Source organism: Maribacter chungangensis, assembly GCF_042676845.1.
Classification (GTDB): domain Bacteria; phylum Bacteroidota; class Bacteroidia; order Flavobacteriales; family Flavobacteriaceae; genus Maribacter; species Maribacter chungangensis.
Genome location: NZ_JBHTHY010000006.1, coordinates 125,775 through 144,378, shown reverse-complemented (window position 1 = coordinate 144,378; position 18,604 = coordinate 125,775). Strand labels below are relative to the sequence as shown.

The following is an 18,604-nucleotide window of genomic DNA, read 5'->3' as shown; positions in this document are numbered from 1 at the left end:
CCTTGGTAGAATTACTAACACAGAGACATCCATATATATGAGGCAACTTAAAATCATCAAGCAGGTAACGAATAGAGAATCCAAGTCATTGGACAAATACCTGCAAGATATTAGTAAGATAGATTTAATAACGGCTAACGAGGAAGTAGAATTAGCGCAACGCATTCGTAAAGGAGATCAGATTGCACTTGAAAAGTTAACCACCGCCAACTTACGGTTCGTAGTATCCGTGGCAAAACAATATCAAAACCAAGGGTTAAAATTACCCGATTTAATAAATGAGGGAAATCTTGGACTCGTTAAGGCGGCCAAACGTTTTGACGAAACCAGAGGCTTTAAGTTTATTTCCTATGCCGTGTGGTGGATACGCCAATCTATTCTGCAAGCATTGGCCGAACAGTCACGTGTGGTACGTTTGCCCTTGAATAAAATTGGCTCCATAAATAAGATAAAGAAAACATTTTCTTACTTGGAACAAGCACATGAGCGGCCGCCCTCTGCAGAGGAGATAGCAAGTGAATTGGAAATGACGGTTACGGAAGTAAAACAATCGTTAAAAAACTCGGGTAGACATGTGTCCATGGATGCACCTTTGCGCGAAGGGGAAGACTCCAACCTTTACGACGTATTACGTTCGGGAGAGTCTCCAAAACCGGATAATCAGTTATTGCAACAATCCTTGAACACGGAAATCAATAGGGCGTTGGACACTTTATCGCCAAGGGAGGCGGATGTGGTAAAACTGTACTATGGTATTGGCGACCAACAATCCATGACCTTGGCCGAGATAGGACAAACTTTTGACCTTACAAGAGAACGCGTAAGACAGATAAGGGAAAAGGCCATTCGTAAATTAAGGCATAACTCTAGAAGCAAATTGTTGAAAACGTATTTAGGGTAACCCAAACATTTTTTCAGGATAAAAAAAGCACCTTCTTTTGGAAGGTGCTTTTTCTTTGATAAACACTGAACACTAAACTAAGAATACGATAGCTTGCTGATATTGAAATCTACAAGAATGTCGTTTAAGTCTTGTATAAAATTTTGATACGAATTGTTGTCTTGATTTTGATAGGCCATACATAAAGATTTTGGGTTAATTTGAAAGGGATTACATATAATCCAATTCCACTAATTCGTTAAGGCTTAAAATTTCGTTTAAATCTTGAAGGAACACTAAATATTCCTCTCCGTAGGTGTCGTAAAGCATAGGTTTTTTTATTGATTAGTAATTAGATTTGGGCGCTGCTGAATTACATAGTAAACATAAAATAAACGTATATTTTGCACAATTAATTGTGGTGTAGCTGCTAATTTTTGTTGTAAAAACAGTGATTGGCGTCGGTAAAGGAATTTACTGGGCACCCTATTAGTTTATGTTCCTGGTCCCCAATGAATATCCGTTGGTCGGAAAACCATAGAACTATTTAAATTTAACCTGATAAGATAACCCAGCAGTAACCGATAAAAAGAAGTTCCCGGAACTAAAAGCTAGTTCCTGGCGGTTTACACCAACATTTACCTTATACTGATTACTATTGTTCGCCCTTGTAAATTGATACTCCAACCGCACCCGCTGCGCCTCTAAATACAGTAAGGTCTGTGCCAGCAATTCTCCGTCAACGATAAACTGGTTCATTTCGGTATCGAACCCATAGCCGAGGTTCATACCCAGCCAATTGTTTCCATCCTTAAAATAACGGCGTACCAACAAGCTTCCGGATACACCAAGGCCTTTTACCGCATCTGGAACCACAAAAGGTCTTAAGGATGCGTAATAATTACCTCTGTACAATCCAAAACTACCTGTTAATATCGTGGCTTCGTCCGTGGCAAAGGACAAGTGTCTCAATCCTAAGGAAGCCTCCAGTGCGTTCGGTAGTTCTTTTACTATTTCTGCCCCTACTCTATGTCTTGGGAAAATTTCTGAATTTGAAAAACCATAATTAAAATACCCGCTCAGTGATTTTGAGATTTTAGGATACGCATCTATTTCTGCCTGAAGTCCATTAAGGTTAAACCGCCTATTAAAGTTGATACGTGGCAACAACACACCCCATTTTGTTTCTTTTCGGTATTCTATGGCACCGTAATACATTGGATCCAAAACCTGGTCAAAGACTTCACCTTCTGTATACACCGTAAATGCTTGTTTTTTTTCTTCGGCGATCTTTGTTGCTTTAAGTTTGTTCTGTAAAAGCTGGGTGTCGGCTATTTGCTTTACTATTTCTGTTTTAATTTGAAGGATATCCATGTCATCTTCCAGAAAAACCAACGCTTTATTGGCCATGCCCAATGCAATATGTAAATTATTGGCATACTGCTCGTTTTTTATAGCACCTATCCAAACTTCCTTGTTTTTTCTTTCCTTGCTCGTTATTGCATTGAACTCTGCCCTGGCTTTATCAAATTCTTGGTCCCAACTGTAGGTCTTGGCCAAAAGACTGCGTACATCTACGTACTCGGGATAACGGGAAAGGACAAGTTTAAGCGTATCCCTGGCATCACTTCTATTACCAGCAAAAGCCAGCTCCCGAGCTGTAAAGTAAGAAGTGTCCGGGTCGCCATTATAGGTATACTCCTGCCCCTTAACAGCGCTTAAGAACAGTAAAAATAGAATGAAAATAGCAATTTGATTCAGCTTCATGGCATATCCAATTTAGCTGTTGAATTCTCCAACATCGGTTTTTGTTCGTTTGCGCGCTGTATCTTTTTGTTCAGTATATCGTCATTTAATCCATGTGCCGTTATTTGATACAAAACCTGACGTATATCCTGTTCGGGGTTCGCCCAATAATAGGTATCCAAAAGTGCACAATAGCCGTCTATATATTCGGGATATTTACGTATTACTTCTTTTAAGGTAGCAATAGATTTCCCATATTCTTTTTTCCATGAATAAATACGTCCTTTTAATATTTCCGTATCCGCATGTCTTGGTATTTCGGTTAGAATGTAATCCGATAATAACAATGCCCTGTCCCAATCCTTATTAAAAGCTAATTTCCTAGCGGTTGTGTAGGCGTCATCAAAGTCCTTACCATTAAAAACACTTTGAAGCCAAAGCGTTTCGGACTTGGAAAATTTTCGTTCATCACTAAGCACGGTTGATACTTCCTTGGGCAATAACTTATCGTTTTGGGTCACATAGTTGTTAACGGATTTATTGTAGCTAAAACTACTTTTTATCGCGGCAACTTGCTCGTCCGCGATATGGTTATCCGAAAAACTGAGATCATTGTTTAATTCACTAATATTCCCATCTGATAAAAAAAAGGAGTTATAAACATAATCCTGAATCTTGTTCGGCCCCCTGAACAAGGGTATCTCCTTGTCTAAATCGGCTGCGTTTTTTGTTAATTGCCCATTGGCTAACCAGGCTACCGTATGTGGCGCTTTAAAACCATACCTATTGTCCAGCAAGGAAAGTATTGCCGGAGCAATATCCGCGTGTGACGCGAGCTTCGAAATTTCTGTTGGACTCTTTAACAAAGGACTATAGATTAACAACGGAACCTGATAGCGTTTCAATTGATTTTCAGATGGGATATTACTATTCAAATGACTTCCTGTTATAATGTAAATCGTATTATCGTATCCTTTATATCTTCTTTCTGCTTTAAAAAATTGAGCTATAGCCTCATCTGTGTAACTGTAACTGGCAAAAAGTTTTCTATTATGATTTATAAACCTTGCGGTTTTTTCGTTAAACGAGGAACGTTTGAGGAGTTTTTCAATTTCACCTTCGTATTTTTCAAAGTAAGGAATAGCATAAGGTGCTTTGGTGCTTAGCGTCTTAAAGACTTCTAAACTTGGTATTTCATTCGAGAACTCATAGGTTTCGAAATAGCGCTGGAACAGTTCGTGATCCGGATAGCCCAAGGTTATTCCCGCAGCATCTTGGTTTTGCAAAGTGTATTCTTTACCAAATACGGTTTTATCCAGAATACGGTCTACTCCTTCCTGTACCAAAAATCGGTCATAACTATTTAGTGCACTGTTTCCGCCATAATTAAACGCCGTTTGATAACCATTCTCCTTTAAAATACTATATAAGGTATGCCTATGTGTAAAACCATCTAGATTTGTAAATCCATGTTTACCATAGGGTAAAGAACCGACTACGGTTGCAACGGCACCGGACCCATCTCCCGTATTACTAATAAAATTTGGCAAATATAAAGATGACAGAGCCATTTTTTGTAAATAGGGCATGATTCCGCTATATATCCCTTGGGCATCGACAAAATCGGTTCCTAGTCCGTCTATTATCAGGATTTTAATATTGGGCTTTTTTTCGGCTAGGTCAAAATAAGCTTGTAAGTCCGTTGTAGGGACATACGCCCTTGCCAATGGATATTCTTCGCTACCATTATAGGTGTCTTCTTCAAAAATAGCTGCATAAACACTTTCCAAAAGATGCTGGGTCTTGTTTTCATTAATAGGCTTGCGATCAGAGTACAAGATTGCCAAAAACATACTGAACAGAATAATCGTAAACGGGTACATTCTGCTGATCACCTTGTAGAACGGTGCGGTATATCGATATAAAAAATGACAAGCAAGCAAAATGATAGCTATTGCCATAAGTGCTTTTAGTAACCCAAATCTAACGTAGCCTTCAGTTTCACCAAACAGTCCGTAAACATCCAATAGTTCATAATTATCAATGAAATAAGTAATTAACAGCCCCTCGATAAACAGGAGCAATGCAAAAATCAAACGTACGGTATTGAACCCAAGACTCGGTTTTTTATTCTCTAATAAATTAAATAAAAATGCAAATACTACGGAACAAACCGCCGCAAAACCAAGATGGTGCAGGATGTGGAGAAATAGACTTTTATTTACAACACTGTCCAGTACGCCGGTAATATAAAGCACCGTGTTTTGATAGATCGATAAGAGTAATAAGCCTACAAAAAAAGTGATCACCAAAGGAATATAATCCTTAAGTGTTCTCTCTTTTTTTACTATACTATTTGTTTCTACCTGCATAACTATGTGGCTTTTGCAAACCCCTTACGGACCTGGGTGCCCCAACCCGACTTTATCTTGAACAATTTTTTGTAATTGCCCCTTATCGCGGCCCAAACCATAAATGGATGGTATACAAAAGGTTCTATAAGGGCGCAAAGCATCAGAATTAAAATATCCTTGGTTTTATTATATTCGTTATAGGAATAAACGTCCCACAGAATAGCGTAAAAAGAGAACATGACGGAAAAAATATAGACCGTTGCCGTAATCGCCAAAAAGAAATCCCAATTTAATATGCCCAACCAATAAAATAGTATAATGGTAAAAAAACCAAAAAACTCCAAAATGGGCGCTAGCCATTCATAAAAAAACCAATAGGGGTAGCTGAGCATACCCAACCTACCGAACTTTGGGTTAAAAAACATATCCTTGTGCTTGAACAGGGTCTCAAGGTTGCCCCGGGCCCAGCGATCTCGTTGATTTATTAATATTTTGGGGTCTTCGGGTACCTCTGTCCAACAAAGGGGATCCGGAATATATTCAATGGTATACGGCAGTTTTCTTTCGTGCATATACCGCCTCATTTTAAAAACAATTTCCATGTCCTCGCCTACGGTATTAGTGTCATAACCTCCTACCGCCAAGGCAATTTCCCTATCAAAAAAACCAAATGCTCCTGAAATAATTAGCAGACTATCTATTCTTCCCCATGCCATACGACCAAGAATAAAAGAACGCGTGTATTCCAGTAGCTGGAAACGGGCCAACCAATTGGAAGGTAGTTTAATCTCTTCCAATTGCCCCCCTTGAATGATACAGGAATTGGCAACACGTATAACACCCCCAACAGCGATCACCCGTTTCTCCGAGCGCTGAAAAAAAGATTTGACCACGTGTAAAAGTGCATCGGGCAATAAAAGACAATCTACATCTATGCAACCTACATACTGATTGGTAGACAAGGCCATTCCCGTATTCAAGGCATCTGATTTTCCTCCATTATCCTTATCTATCACGGTAAGTTTTGAAAATGCCTTATGTGGCGATTTGTAAATTCCCCGTATGGTCTTGGACTGCCAATTAGGGTCTATCTCCTGCTCTATTTTTATTAGATCATAAGCATCGATCATTTTTTGGAGCGTATCGTCCTTGCTGCCATCATTGACCACCATTACTTCGTAATTTACATATCTAAGAGACATCAAGGAACGGATATTTTCAACTATGGTGAGTCCTTCGTTGTATGCTGGGGCTACTATGGTGATACTTGGAGCCAACGGGGATGCCATTAATTTTGACATGTCTCCAAAACTATTTTTGTTCTTGTAATGAATAGAATTTCTTGTAGAAAAATACCCCATTCCTATAAACAACAGGAATAGAATTAGGGTAAACATGAAAAAAACAATGTTTATATACTCTAGGATGATATTAAAGGCCCCACTGCTCACTATTTTTTCTGATATAATTTAGTGGACATAGCGCATAAATGATCGAACATGGTATTGCCGTCCATTTGATTTGTTGGTGCATCTTTTTCTTTAACACCGGTCTTTGCAGGACTTATGAAATCAAAATCTACAATAAACAGTGAATCCATATCTGATTCATCCGTTACTGTTTTTTCCTTGGCTTTCTTCCGCTCTTCAAAATTATCCGGTACGGCAATACTGGTAAGCCTTACCGAAATGGCATCCAAAGCACGTTTAGCAGCTTTTTGCAATTGCTTGTCTTCGTTCAAAATCAAGCTTTCCAATAACGGTATTTCCTGTTCATCGCCTATATCGGCAATTTCATCAAGGAGAATTATTTTTGCCTCCGTATCGCTTACTTCAAACAGACTTTGAAAAACGCTTTGACGTTCTTGCACCAGTGTTGGTTCAAAAGTTATCTGTATTTCATCGCTAATCGAAAATGAAGCTATTAACTCTTTTATTCTTCCTCGCAACGCTGCATTACTTTCTTTATCCAGCAACATTTTTAAGTGTGGTATTTCCCTATGGTCACCAAGCTCGGCAATATCTTCCAGTAGGGCTGCGGTATTAAGTGCCGCATCATCATAAAACAAAGGTTTGGGAATATTGCCCAGCTCTTTCTCCATATCGTTTTCTATATTGATTTCTATACTATCCTCTTGTTGATCTGTTGGTTTTTGCATGTCAAAAGCACGGCACCAATCAATTTCCGGTATTTCGTCTTTTGAAGTTGAAGCTTTTGCATGTTCCAAAACATCGTATATCACGGTTATTTGTGATACCTCTGCCCTTGCTATGTTGTCTGAAAATCCAATTTTTGGTTCTTGGTTACTTTTGCTTAGCTCAGTTTTCGAATCGTTCTCAATCTCCTCGGTTTTTGCCTCAGATTTTTTGGACACCGTTAATTCCTCATACCACACCCAAATTTCATTGGTTATAGGTTCTGCTGATTTATCCTGCTCAGTTTTCGATGTATACGCTGACTTCACTTCTTCAAAACAAACGGGTAAGTCGTTACATGTTTGTTTTTCGTCATGGACAGTTTCGGCAGTGACTATGGGAAGGAATTCATAATGTAGCTGATCTATAGGACTAGGAGGTAGCACGGTTTCGACATATACTTTTAGGTCCTTTACGTTCGTTTCCACTTTTTCGTTTTTCACGATATCTTCAAGTGGTTCTAATACCTCATTAGGAGCATCTGCCGTTACAATGGGCAAAAAACTGATTTCGGCGGGTAATATTTCCAATGAAGGCTTGCTAAGTCCTTCAGCATCAAAATTCAAGCTATCCTTAGATACGGAAATATCTTTTTCGTTCATTTCTTCTCCCTTTTTGTCGCTTAAAACTACGTTTTCATCACTTGAAATAGCCAAAGAAGATGCTGTTGGCTCCAAAGGTTCAAAATCCTCCTTCGGAACAATATCCTGTGTTGGAAGCACCCCTTCTGGCCGTATCGTATTTAACGCACTAATGGCTTTTCCCTTAACGGTAAAAGCCACTTCTTTTGTTATTAAATCTTCTAGAAAACCAATATCCTCTTCGGTGCCAAGCTGAGATAAGGCTTCAAGCAGATACATTTTAACATCGGTAGTACATTTCCAGAATATGGTTTTTAACACGGGTACCGCATCGGTAACATTAAAATCCCTGATACAAAAAATCGCCTCTTTTTTGATCGCGTCACTTTTGTGCCTGAGGAGTTGAATCAGCGAAGCGCTTGCATCGTTTTGGTTGTAATATTTAATTAGCCTTAACGAAAAGAGTACAACATCGTTGTTTTTAGAAGTAAGCCAAAGCCTGAATGCAGGTGGTTCATAGTCTGTTTTGTTTCGAACTACGTCTAAAAGTTTCAACTGCTGCCACTCGGATATTTTGTATTTAGTGTGATCGAGGAAATAGTTAATTCCCTCTTCTTTGAGACTAACCGTTGCAATTTCTGCCTGTTTTCGAATTGTTGTTCTCTTGTCGTTGATGAAACGGGTAATTAAACCGTATGAATCCTTTACCTCCATTTGGGTAAGTTCATGAATACCTTTGGATATTAACTCCCATCGCCAGCTGTTCAACTTTTTGTAAGCGTCTTTATGAAGTTCTAAATCCTGATAAATATGAAGCAAGTCGGTTCTTGTTTTACCAGTGACATCCTTTTTTAGATCCATTAATACTTCTATAAGCACCGCTCTATCAAAGCTATTCTTAATAAGTTCACGTATTTGGATTTTTAAATCGATATAGTTGATCTTTTCTTTCTTTTCCCCATCTTCCTCAAAAAACAGGAATTCACAAATCATTGGAGAAAACACCTTTCGTTTTGCTATAACTTGTTTCCCAAGTCTAGAAAGTCTATTTCTAAAAAAGAATACCGAACCAAAATATATAAGTGCAACAACTACAAAGAATAGGGAAAGCGCCCATAAAAATTCTGTTGGGATTTTTGGGGCGCTAATCAAAACGTTGTTGGTGTATGTATTTAAATAAAAATTCAAATATTGGTTTTGTTTACTTCTCTTGCGATTCTCACCAGTAGTTCCGATGGACTTACCGGTTTGGAAATAAAATCGTTGGCGCCGAGTTCAAAGGCGCTAAGTACATTTTCTTCATTACCTGCAGAAGAAATAATGATAATTGGCGTATTGGATTTTAATTCTTTTCTAACGTGGTTAATAAGCTCTATTCCAGAAAAATAGGGCATCATGATGTCGCTCACGATAATGTCCGGTATGGAATGGGACAGGTATTCCTTCACCTCTTTCCCGTCTATTACGTGGTCTACTTTATACCCGGCTTTCTTTAGCCTAAAGTTTAGTAAGGAGGCCAAAAGCTCATCGTCATCGGCCAAAAGAACAATCTTTTCCTTCATGCTTAGCTCTTTTTCAATTTGGCCAATTCCAAATCTATAAGCGTCTCTATTAAGGGATATTCTCTTAAGAATTGATTAAAAAGCGGTTCCAAATTCATCATTTCCGATTTTTTCGCATAACCCTCAATACCCACAACTAGCTGTTTTAGATCAGTGGTGTTCATAAGTGCCAACCCTGCCTTAATTTTATGTGCGGCCATCTGAATTTCCTCAAAGGCATGGTTGGATATGCCAATTTTTACCGATCCTATGAATTCGTATATGTTTTGCTTAAAAAGCCTGATAAGCTCTTGAAGCATGTCCAATTCTCCATAGCACTCTTTTAACAAGGCGGTAAGATCAACGGTTTCCTTTTTTTGATCTGTGTATATAATGGTCTCCGTTTTTAGTAGCTTAAGACTTTCTTGTGTAAGGCTCCGTTCTTTCTTTCTTTTTAATAATTTGATCATCAGCTCGTTCAGCGTATATGGTTTTAATAAAAAATCGTTTATTCCGGACTCATAACAACGTTCCTCATCTTTTGCCGTAAAATCTGCGCTAAATGCAATTATGGGAACATTACTTATTTTATTTTCCGCTAAGGCACGGATATTTTTAGTAATCTCAAAGCCGCTCATTCGGGGCATTTTAAGATCCATTAACACAATATCTATTTGCTCTGTTCTTAAAATGGAAAGACCTTCTTTTGGATCTTCGGTAACATAAGTGATACAATCCCATTTGTTCAATTGTTCGCTAATGAGGTGTTGATTGAGCTCGTTATCTTCAAAAATCAAGATTTTTGTTCCTCCTAAAAGCTTCTTTCCCTTAGCGGTGCTAACAGATTTAGGTTTGGTTTTGGGAATATTATGTATGTTGCCTTTACCAAAAGGAATCTCAAATTTAAACGTAGTACCTTCTCCCAGTTTACTGCTAACAGAAATAGAACCACCTTGTTTTTCAATAATTTCCTTCACGATACTCAGGCCCAATCCAGAGCCACCATACTTCCTAAACGTATCCTGCGCTGCTTGTTTGTAACTTTCGAATATATGTCCTAGTTGCTCTTGGGATATACCAATACCGGTATCCTCTACGGTGAACTGCAACATATAGGTTTCATTTTTTTGTTCCTTTAAGTCAACTGAAAGTTTTATATGTCCTTTTTCTACAAATTTGATCGCATTCCCTAGTAAGTTGAGTAATACCTGAGATAGTTTGGATGGATCCCCTACAAGTACCTTGGGAACATTAGGAGTAATGTTAATTTTCAAGGCAACCGATTTATCTACAATAAGTGTTTGGCACAGGAACATAACATCCTTTATCAAACCGTGTACATTAAAGTCTACTGCATCAAAATTGGCTATACCGGTAGATAGTTTAGAGTATTCCAAAACCTCGTTTATTATCTCCATTAGGTTGTAAGAAGCAGATTGTATGGCTTGTACTTTTTGCGACTGGCTTTCGGTAAGGTTCTCTTCTCTTAACAAATTAGCAAAGCCAATGATACCGTTCAAGGGCGTGCGTATTTCATGGCTTACATGGGCAATAAGCTTTTTGTCTTGTCCTATTTGTTTTGAAGCTATTTTTTTAATTGGAGCATGAGTTTTTTCCTGGGTTTCTTCCGCTCCAAATAGTTGATCATTTAGCTGGGATTTGAACCTATTGAAAGATTCTTTTAAGTTCTTGGCTTCTTCCATTTTGAGTTCTTCAAATGAAAAACCATTTAAGGAAGCTTCCAGATCGGAAAGCTGGCCTAACAGATCTTTAGTTTTTAGTTTGGACATAGGTTAATGTTCCTTGGTTTTCGGGGTTTTTACACTTTTATTGAACCTAAAATTCCCTTTTTAGGCTGCGGTAGACAATTAAATGTTTGCAAGGCTTCATTTTTTGTTGTGAAACCACCATATTTGTAGGTCTAAAAAAATCACAAATGAAAGTAATTGGCTACATATTTATCGCATTCACCCTATTTTCCTGTAATGAGAAGAAAACCAAAGTAACTGAAACCACAGAGGAACGAGCACAAAGAATCCATGAAAACACCATCACGTTGGATACACATGATGATATCAATACAAAAAATTTCACGGATTCCATCAACTATACCCAACGCTTGGAAACACAAATAAACCTTCCAAAAATGGAAGAAGGCGGACTGGATGTGGCATGGTTAATTGTGTATACGGGACAAGATTCCTTAAATGCCGAAGGCTATGCAAAAGCAAAAGAAAATGCAATGGATAAGTTTGCGGCCATTCGTAGGCTGTGCGAGGAGTATGCACCGGATAAAATAGAACTTGCCTATTCTTCAGATGACGTAAGACGTATTGTTGCCGCCGGGAAAAAAGTAGCCATGATAGGGGTAGAAAACGCCTATCCGATAGGGGAAGATTTAGCCGGTTTTAAGCAATACCACGATTTAGGTGCACGCTATATTTCACTTTCCCACAATGGTCATAGTCAGTTCTGTGATTCCAACACCGGAGAGAAAGATTCTGTTTGGCTGCATAACGGACTCAGTGACCTGGGAAAAAAAGCGGTGGAAGAAATGAACCGATTAGGTATCATGATCGATGTTTCCCATCCATCCAAAGAGGCCATGAAACAAATGATCGCACTGTCTAAGGCCCCCATAATAGCATCACACTCCTCGGCACGCGCCTTATGTGACCATAGCAGAAACTTAGATGACGAGCAGCTGATGCTCATGAAAGAAAATGGTGGCGTAGTGCAAACAGTGGCCTTTACTTCGTATTTAAATACCGAAAAACATGAGGCCAAAGCGGACTACATGAAAAATATTTATCAAACAGTGGCAGATTCCCTAAGTATAGAATGGTTTGAAAGATCGCAATTTGCTAGCCTAACGGATATACAAAAGGAGGCTTTTATGGAAAACTATCCAAAGGTTACAAAAATTGCAAAAGATATCGCTGCAAAAGATCCAAAGGCACCAGAAGGAGTTTCCGTAGTAGACTTAGTAAATCATATTGATTATATGGTTGATTTAATCGGTATTGATCATGTCGGCATCAGCTCGGATTTTGATGGCGGCGGAGGTATTGAAGGATGGTCTGATGCTTCCGAAACTTTCAATGTAACCCTAGAGCTTGTAAAGCGCGGTTATACGGAAGAAGAAATCGAAAAACTGTGGTCTGGAAATTTACTAAGGGTATTGGATGAAGTGCAGGCAGTAGCTAAAACCATGGCACAAGGCTAAGCCTCGTTTGCTGCAGCCAAGCGGTCCTTTACAAATTCGATCTTTGTTTTGCCATGAGGGTGTGGTTTGCCATCGATTCCTAGGTTTACCATGATAATATTGTCTACCGTAACAATGGTCTCATGGTTCATTTTATTGCGGACTTCGCAGTTTACAGTAAGGGATGTTTTACCAAATTTAACCACTTCAATACCTATTTCAACCACATCGCCTTGCTTTGCGGCACTCATAAAATTTATTTCCGAAATATATTTGGTAACAATTTTCGCATTCTCCAATTGAACTATGGCATACAAGGCTGCTTCTTCGTCTATCCAAGCCAACACTTTGCCACCAAAAAGTGTTCCGTTGGAATTCAGGTCTTCAGGTTTTACCAGTTTTCTTGTGTGAAACTTCATAATCATCTTATTTAAAAAAGTAAAATTAAACCTAAAAGAAAAGTACGAGCCATCCTTTGTCTTCTTTATTTACATATTTACCAAAAACAAAAACAACGTATATAATTAGTATTGATTTGCCAATCTACAGACCTAATTTTTAGAGATTTGAACCTAACAAATTGCTATACTAGTATGTTTTAGAGCATTTAAACTAACACTTCCTTAGAATTGATGGTTTAGAACATATCAACGTTAAGAATGGGATGTGTACAATCCTTTTAAAACTTTGAACGGATACAGAAAAAAGGCTAACCCGAATAGGTATCTTTATAAAAAATACAACTATGAATCAACGATCCCTTAAGCTGTTAGAAATAAGACCTTTAGTCGGTGCCGCTAGAATACTGCCGGATATCGGTACAGAAGAACGTTTTCAAAACCAAACCCTGCGCCCAATTTTAAAGTTACAGAACGATTTGCTGATAGCATCCTTTCAAAATTATATTGTAAAAGGTAAAAACAAGTTCCATGAACTAAAAAAAGAAGCGCGATTGGATTATATAAGCAATGCCTTAAAAAAGGACCTTAAATACAGAAACACGGTAAAAGGTATGATTTTGGGACAATTTACCTTAGAGGAATATTCCGCGTATAGTGCAGATGCTTCGGCCTTTAACAAACGTATAACGAGTATGGCCATAAAACGCTTGCAAGATCAATTACAGGTTTTTGAGGATGCCGGTCTAATCCAGTAGGGACTCTCCGTTAAGATTGGTGGTAAGCACGTTGCTCATGAGGTCAAAATAAGGTCGGATAGCACTAAAACAATTGTTCACGGTATGTGCAAAATCGGTTGAGGTCACTTGCGCATCTGTAAAGTTCTTAACGAAAATGAACTGCTTCTTGCGTATCAGATCTATGTTCGGGTCCTCTTTGTCAAAGCCTTTGGGAGCGGTTTTTAACTCTTCGCCTGCCATTTCTCCCCATACGCTTTTAAAGGTTGTATCGTTCAGTATGGACCGTAATTCAGAAGCGTCTACCTCCCACTCTTTTCGTATTCTGAGCAGATCTTCTTTCTCCGGATTCCAGAACCCCGTTGCAATGAAACTTCCCTGCGGTTGTATATGGACGTAATATCCACCTCTACGTTCCTTGCCCGCACGGGTCATAGACCCCGAAAAATTGTATTTGTACGGCGTCTTGTCCTTCGAAAATCGAATATCCCTGTAAATTCGAAAAACCTTCAACTTTTCAATCTCATCGTGCGTGCGCACAAGCTCGGTGAGTGCATTTAAAAATATTTTCACTTCGGTTTCATGCACCTTGAAACTTGCTTTGTTCTCTGTAAACCAATCCCTATTGTTATTCTGCTTTAGCTTGTTTAAAAATTGTAGGGTGCTTTTTGTAATTACGGGTTGTGGCATACGACTTAAATAGTATTATTTTAAGCTAAAGTTAACCATTTGTACTAAAGCAATTTTGAATTATTGGTTAATTTTAAACCTTAAACCAGTACCATGGACCATAAAGCTATCATAGCTAAAATAAATAAGCATAAAAAACAGCCTAATCTAAGGTTTCGACTAAAAAACAGAACGGAAACATTTACGGACACCCTCTTTTACACCCTTTTTGATATAGAGACACCAGTGGAAGATAACTTGCACGTACTGGAAGCCATGTTCGAGGAACTGGTGGATCTTGCCTGCTGGGAAAGCGAAAAACCTTGTAAAAAGGTGTGGAAAAACTATGTGGAAAAACTACCCGGAATCTTAGAAAAACTGAATAAGGATGCAGAGGCCACCGTTAACTGCGACCCCGCTTCCTTGTCCATTGAAGAGGTATACATGGCCTATCCCGGTTTTTATGCCATTGCCATATACAGGCTGGCCCATGAACTTTACACAATCGGATTTCCTTTGGTCCCTAGGTTAATGACCGAGTACGCGCACAGGCAAACCGGCGTAGACATAAATCCGGGAGCGCAAATTGGCAATTCCTTTCATATAGACCATGGTACCGGCGTGGTTATCGGCGAAACGGCTATCATAAAAGATCATGTAAAAATTTATCAAGGGGTAACCTTGGGCGGCCTTTACGTAGCAAAGCACTTGCAAAAGACCAAACGCCACCCTACTATCGAAGACAACGTAACCATATACGCTAACGCGACCATTTTGGGCGGAAATACCGTTATTGGGGCGAATAGCATTATTGGTGGTAATGCATGGTTGACGGCTTCCGTGCCGTCGGATTCCACGGTTTTTCATACGCCTGAAATAAAAATTAAAACGCTTTCAAATGCCTAATACCCTAATTGATTTAATTGGAAATACACCCTTAGTGGCTTCCCGTGTTCTCAATACAAATCCAAACGTTACCTTGTTCTTTAAAATGGAAGGGCACAACCCCGGAGGTAGCGTAAAAGATCGTGCGGCATTGAATATGATCAAAAGTGGTATAGAAAGCGGACGTATTAAAACAACCGATAGGTTAATTGAGGCAACCAGCGGAAACACGGGAATAGCACTGGCTATGATCGCCGGTGTTTATGGTTTGGATATAGAACTGGTAATGCCGGAAAACGCTACTATAGAGCGTGTACAAACCATGCGTGCCTATGGTGCCAAAGTTACCCTTACCCCAGCTGATATAGGAATTGAAGGTGCTCGGGACTATGCAGAGGCAAAAGTGGTAAATGACGGCTTTATTTTACTGAACCAGTTCGCCAATCCCGACAATTGGAAAGCGCACTACAAAACAACGGGACCGGAAATATGGAGGGATACCAATGGCAGCGTTACCCATTTTGTAAGTTCTATGGGAACAACAGGAACAATCATGGGAACGTCTACTTTTTTAAAGGAGCAGAACCCCAAGGTACAGATTGTAGGGGTGCAACCTACGGATGAGTCCAGAATTCCAGGTATCCGTAAATGGCCCAAGAAATATTTACCCAAAATATTCGATGCAAAAAAAGTGGACACCGTGATGGAAGTGAGCGAAAACGATGCGCGGATAATGGCAAGAAGGTTGGCGAAAGAAGAAGGTATTTTCTCCGGGATGAGCAGCGGTGGGGCCACCACCGTAGCACTTCGCCTGGCCGAACATTTGGAGAAAGGGGTCATCGTTTCCATTATTTGTGATCGTGGAGATCGGTATCTGTCTTCCGACTTATTCAATTAGCTTTCTTCATTGGATACTGCGCTTTATTGCAGGCAACCCCACGCTTAACATGAGCTTGAACTAAATCATTACGGATTGGAAAGCCATAGGTTTTAATCAAGCACTAAAATTGTAAATGGTTATTGTGTTACTATGTTATTCCTCGGTACGTGACAAACGTTAATTTAGAGCGAATTGTCCTATTTTGAGCGCAGTCGAAATACTAGTAAACTACCTCTTTAGGGGGCAAGCCCGCGAGGCATTCGAAGGAAACGAACCTTTAATTTCGAGGCAAGCCTCGGGGTATTATACCCTTTGGCGGTGCCAATAAAATTCTTGGTTTCTAAGTCGTCGACTGCCTGCCTTGCTTGCAATTCAGGCGGTGCTGAGATTGATATTTTTTGCGTCGTATGCAGAGCTGTTATTGCGTTATTTACTTCGGATTACAGCACAACCTTTTCATCAATAACCCAATAACTAAAGGGGCTAAAATGTTTATAAAAACTAAGGCAGCTGCTATAAAATCGCAGGATTTTAAACATTGACTAAAAAATAAAAAAGCCCTGTTTTCCAGAGAAAACAGGGCTTTTTATTGTCTATTCTACAAGTACTATCTCATTATAGGCAGCCTAATCTGCGACGGATAGGCTTTTGAATGATGAATCTTGTTCGTAGCCACAACACCCTCGGTTTCATCGTAATTGTTACCACCTGTATTCAGGTTTCGAGCAAATCTTGGAAAATTACTACTGGATACTTCTATTCGGATGCGATGTCCCTTTTTAAAGTAATTACTCGTAGCCATGGGTGTTAGGTCCACCTTATACACTTTTCCATCTTCCATAAACACCTCTTTATCGTAGCCTTCACGGTAGCGCACGCGTTGTATGGTTTCGTCCAAGTTGTAGGCACGGCCATCAGGATACACATCGATGAGCTTAATGGTTACATCGGTATCATTTGCATCCGAAGAAAGAAACAAGGTCGACTCAATAAATCCGGTTACTTCTACCCCTTCTTTTAAAACATCGGTAGTGTAGACCAGAATATCATCACGTTCTTCCATTACTTGCTGGTCAAAGGCACCACCTTTTACCGCATTGCCTGTACAGCATACATTACCGCCGTAGGAGGTAACAGGGTTCATAGGGTCGTACACAATAGTATCTGGATTATCCTTAGATGGCCTCTTGGTCGATAAGGTGCCGGTTCCGTTCAGCGTGTTGGCCTTTCCATCACTGTTCAAATAGTAGGTGGTCATTTTACTGTCCTTGGGTGGCCATTGTTCTGCCGCCTGCCACTTGTTACTACCCATGGTATAATATTGTACTCGCGGTGTTTTTTCCTTAAAATCGTTCGTTGCCCCTTTTAGCCAGAGATCCCACCATGCATAAATTTGCTCGTCGTAATTTAAACGGGCATCCCCAACGCTGCGCTCTCCAACAATCGTATTTTCCGTAGCTCTAGTAAATGCACAATGTAAGGTAGGGGAAATTACTAAATACTGATTGTCCCGCACCTCGGGATCTTCGGCATTGTGGTGTACATGGTTAAAGAGACTGATGTTGGGCGTAATGCTCACATCATACCAAGAAGCAAACCAGAAACTCGGCATTGGGATTTCCATAGTGTCATGGTAAAGTCCCCCGGTATACCAATCCGGATCATTGGGCTTGCGACGTACCATTTTATCAAAGATTTCCTTTTTTCCATTGATGTTCTTTAATATATCCTGCAAGGGCAAGTGTTTTAGCGCTTCCGCCATATCTATGGGCGGATTTTCAGGTGCCAAATCATAAAATCTAGAGATACGGATCAAATCCTCCTGTGTAGCGCCTGCCGGTATCCTTGGTTTGAATTTATCGTGTTCTACACCGTACAACCATGAAAAGAACAATAACTGTTCCGCGCCTCCGCGATACCAGTTGCCCTGCTCTACAATATCACCAACACTGCCTACACCGGCGCCAAAACCTTGGGGCACCATTGCGGCATGTGACGGATGGTCCAAGGCAGCTACGGCCATTTGCCATTCCGCTGTGCTAGAACAGCCATAAGTTCCTATTTTACCGTTGGACCATTCTTGGTCTTTCATCCAACTAAAGGCATCGTAACCGTCGGTCAGTGGAACCCCTAAAATATCCCATTCCCCTTCGGAAAAATAACGACCCCTTTCGTTCTGTACAACGTAGGCATATCCGCGTTTTACCGCTTCATAAGCTCTTTGTACCGTTCGTGTTTTTTGTTCCCCATCGCCCCACGAATTAAAATTATAGGGTGTTCTTGAGAAAATAATGGGCACTTTTTCATCGGTTTTGGGACGATAAATATCCGTTGCCAATCGGATACCGTCCCGCATGGGCATCATCACTTTTTGGTCAATGATGGCTATTTCCTCCATTCGTTTAAGAATGTCATTGTCTTCTTGAGCGATTAACAAAACACTGCACATCAAAAGACAAATGCATACATAGAGATTTTTCATAAGGTGTTCCGGTTTTAAGTTGTCTTTAAAAGTAACTAAATTCCAAGAATT

At 39.7% G+C, this 18,604-nt stretch carries 14 protein-coding genes; 5 read left to right on the top strand and 9 right to left on the bottom strand.

What is annotated here, in order from left to right; translation table 11 throughout:
- Positions 1–37: 37 nt before the first annotated feature.
- Positions 38–901: a sigma-70 family RNA polymerase sigma factor gene (locus tag ACFQZJ_RS08605; protein ID WP_379933872.1), complete on the top strand. Its 864-nt coding sequence runs from the start codon at positions 38–40 to the stop codon at positions 899–901.
- A gap of 522 nt (positions 902–1,423) precedes the next feature.
- Here the strand turns inward: ACFQZJ_RS08605 and ACFQZJ_RS08600 are convergent.
- The 6 genes from ACFQZJ_RS08600 to ACFQZJ_RS08575 are packed head-to-tail and all read right to left on the bottom strand — an operon-like array spanning position 1,424 to position 11,087.
- On the bottom strand, positions 1,424–2,647 hold the full coding sequence (locus ACFQZJ_RS08600; protein WP_379933870.1) for a YaiO family outer membrane beta-barrel protein: 1,224 nt from the start codon (positions 2,645–2,647) through the stop codon (positions 1,424–1,426).
- Positions 2,644–4,998 (bottom strand): sulfatase-like hydrolase/transferase, encoded by a 2,355-nt coding sequence (locus ACFQZJ_RS08595; RefSeq protein ID WP_379933868.1) that lies wholly within the window; start codon positions 4,996–4,998, stop codon positions 2,644–2,646. The genes ACFQZJ_RS08600 and ACFQZJ_RS08595 overlap by 4 nt, the downstream gene beginning before the upstream one ends.
- A 2-nt stretch (positions 4,999–5,000) precedes the next feature.
- Positions 5,001–6,377, bottom strand: coding sequence for a glycosyltransferase family 2 protein (locus tag ACFQZJ_RS08590; protein ID WP_379933867.1), 1,377 nt, complete (start codon positions 6,375–6,377; stop codon positions 5,001–5,003).
- Between the two features lie 53 nt (positions 6,378–6,430).
- A complete protein-coding gene (locus ACFQZJ_RS08585) occupies positions 6,431–8,944 on the bottom strand; it encodes a HEAT repeat domain-containing protein (RefSeq protein WP_379933865.1) in 2,514 nt (837 codons plus the stop codon).
- Positions 8,941–9,318, bottom strand: coding sequence for a response regulator transcription factor (locus tag ACFQZJ_RS08580; RefSeq protein WP_379933863.1), 378 nt, complete (start codon positions 9,316–9,318; stop codon positions 8,941–8,943). Before ACFQZJ_RS08580 ends, ACFQZJ_RS08585 begins: the two co-directional genes overlap by 4 nt.
- A gap of 2 nt (positions 9,319–9,320) precedes the next feature.
- Positions 9,321–11,087, bottom strand: a complete 1,767-nt coding sequence (locus ACFQZJ_RS08575) for an ATP-binding protein (protein WP_379933862.1) — start codon at positions 11,085–11,087, stop codon at positions 9,321–9,323.
- Positions 11,088–11,233: 146 nt separating this feature from the next.
- On the opposite strand from ACFQZJ_RS08575, the gene ACFQZJ_RS08570 reads away from it, so the two are divergent.
- A complete protein-coding gene (locus ACFQZJ_RS08570) occupies positions 11,234–12,523 on the top strand; it encodes a dipeptidase (RefSeq protein WP_379933860.1) in 1,290 nt (429 codons plus the stop codon).
- Here ACFQZJ_RS08570 and ACFQZJ_RS08565 read toward each other — a convergent pair.
- Positions 12,520–12,921, bottom strand: a complete 402-nt coding sequence (locus tag ACFQZJ_RS08565) for an acyl-CoA thioesterase (RefSeq protein ID WP_379933859.1) — start codon at positions 12,919–12,921, stop codon at positions 12,520–12,522. The two genes, ACFQZJ_RS08570 and ACFQZJ_RS08565, sit on opposite strands and share 4 nt — an antisense overlap.
- A 326-nt stretch (positions 12,922–13,247) precedes the next feature.
- Between ACFQZJ_RS08565 and ACFQZJ_RS08560 the strand changes: the two genes are divergently transcribed.
- Entirely contained in the window at positions 13,248–13,658 is a 411-nt protein-coding gene (locus ACFQZJ_RS08560; RefSeq protein WP_379933857.1) for a glyoxalase, read from the top strand.
- On the opposite strand, the gene ACFQZJ_RS08555 is transcribed toward ACFQZJ_RS08560, so the two are convergent.
- Complete coding sequence (locus ACFQZJ_RS08555; RefSeq protein ID WP_379933856.1) at positions 13,647–14,327, bottom strand: DUF2461 domain-containing protein; 681 nt, start codon at positions 14,325–14,327, stop codon at positions 13,647–13,649. The two genes, ACFQZJ_RS08560 and ACFQZJ_RS08555, sit on opposite strands and share 12 nt — an antisense overlap.
- Before the next feature lie 93 nt (positions 14,328–14,420).
- Between ACFQZJ_RS08555 and epsC the strand changes: the two genes are divergently transcribed.
- Complete coding sequence (gene epsC / locus ACFQZJ_RS08550) at positions 14,421–15,212, top strand: serine O-acetyltransferase EpsC (protein WP_379933854.1); 792 nt, start codon at positions 14,421–14,423, stop codon at positions 15,210–15,212.
- The gene (gene cysM / locus ACFQZJ_RS08545) at positions 15,205–16,089 is read left to right on the top strand and encodes a cysteine synthase CysM (RefSeq protein ID WP_379933852.1); all 885 of its coding nucleotides are present in this window, start codon (positions 15,205–15,207) and stop codon (positions 16,087–16,089) included. Before epsC ends, cysM begins: the two co-directional genes overlap by 8 nt.
- A 589-nt stretch (positions 16,090–16,678) precedes the next feature.
- On the opposite strand, the gene ACFQZJ_RS08540 is transcribed toward cysM, so the two are convergent.
- Positions 16,679–18,553, bottom strand: a complete 1,875-nt coding sequence (locus ACFQZJ_RS08540; RefSeq protein WP_379933851.1) for a CocE/NonD family hydrolase — start codon at positions 18,551–18,553, stop codon at positions 16,679–16,681.
- Positions 18,554–18,604 lie beyond the last annotated feature (51 nt).

Bases quoted from the DNA above. Each gene is read 5' to 3' on its own strand.
- ACFQZJ_RS08600 (WP_379933870.1), bottom strand. From the start codon at position 2,647: ATGAAGCTGAATCAAATTGCTATTTTCATTCTATTTTTACTGTTCTTA.
- ACFQZJ_RS08575 (WP_379933862.1), bottom strand. From the start codon at position 11,087: ATGTCCAAACTAAAAACTAAAGATCTGTTAGGCCAGCTTTCCGATCTG.
- ACFQZJ_RS08580 (WP_379933863.1), bottom strand. From the start codon at position 9,318: ATGAAGGAAAAGATTGTTCTTTTGGCCGATGACGATGAGCTTTTGGCC.
- ACFQZJ_RS08555 (WP_379933856.1), bottom strand. From the start codon at position 14,327: ATGCCACAACCCGTAATTACAAAAAGCACCCTACAATTTTTAAACAAG.
- epsC (WP_379933854.1), top strand. From the start codon at position 14,421: ATGGACCATAAAGCTATCATAGCTAAAATAAATAAGCATAAAAAACAG.
- ACFQZJ_RS08595 (WP_379933868.1), bottom strand. From the start codon at position 4,998: ATGCAGGTAGAAACAAATAGTATAGTAAAAAAAGAGAGAACACTTAAG.
- ACFQZJ_RS08560 (WP_379933857.1), top strand. From the start codon at position 13,248: ATGAATCAACGATCCCTTAAGCTGTTAGAAATAAGACCTTTAGTCGGT.
- ACFQZJ_RS08605 (WP_379933872.1), top strand. From the start codon at position 38: ATGAGGCAACTTAAAATCATCAAGCAGGTAACGAATAGAGAATCCAAG.
- ACFQZJ_RS08570 (WP_379933860.1), top strand. From the start codon at position 11,234: ATGAAAGTAATTGGCTACATATTTATCGCATTCACCCTATTTTCCTGT.
- ACFQZJ_RS08540 (WP_379933851.1), bottom strand. From the start codon at position 18,553: ATGAAAAATCTCTATGTATGCATTTGTCTTTTGATGTGCAGTGTTTTG.
- ACFQZJ_RS08565 (WP_379933859.1), bottom strand. From the start codon at position 12,921: ATGAAGTTTCACACAAGAAAACTGGTAAAACCTGAAGACCTGAATTCC.
- cysM (WP_379933852.1), top strand. From the start codon at position 15,205: ATGCCTAATACCCTAATTGATTTAATTGGAAATACACCCTTAGTGGCT.
- ACFQZJ_RS08590 (WP_379933867.1), bottom strand. From the start codon at position 6,377: ATGTTTACCCTAATTCTATTCCTGTTGTTTATAGGAATGGGGTATTTT.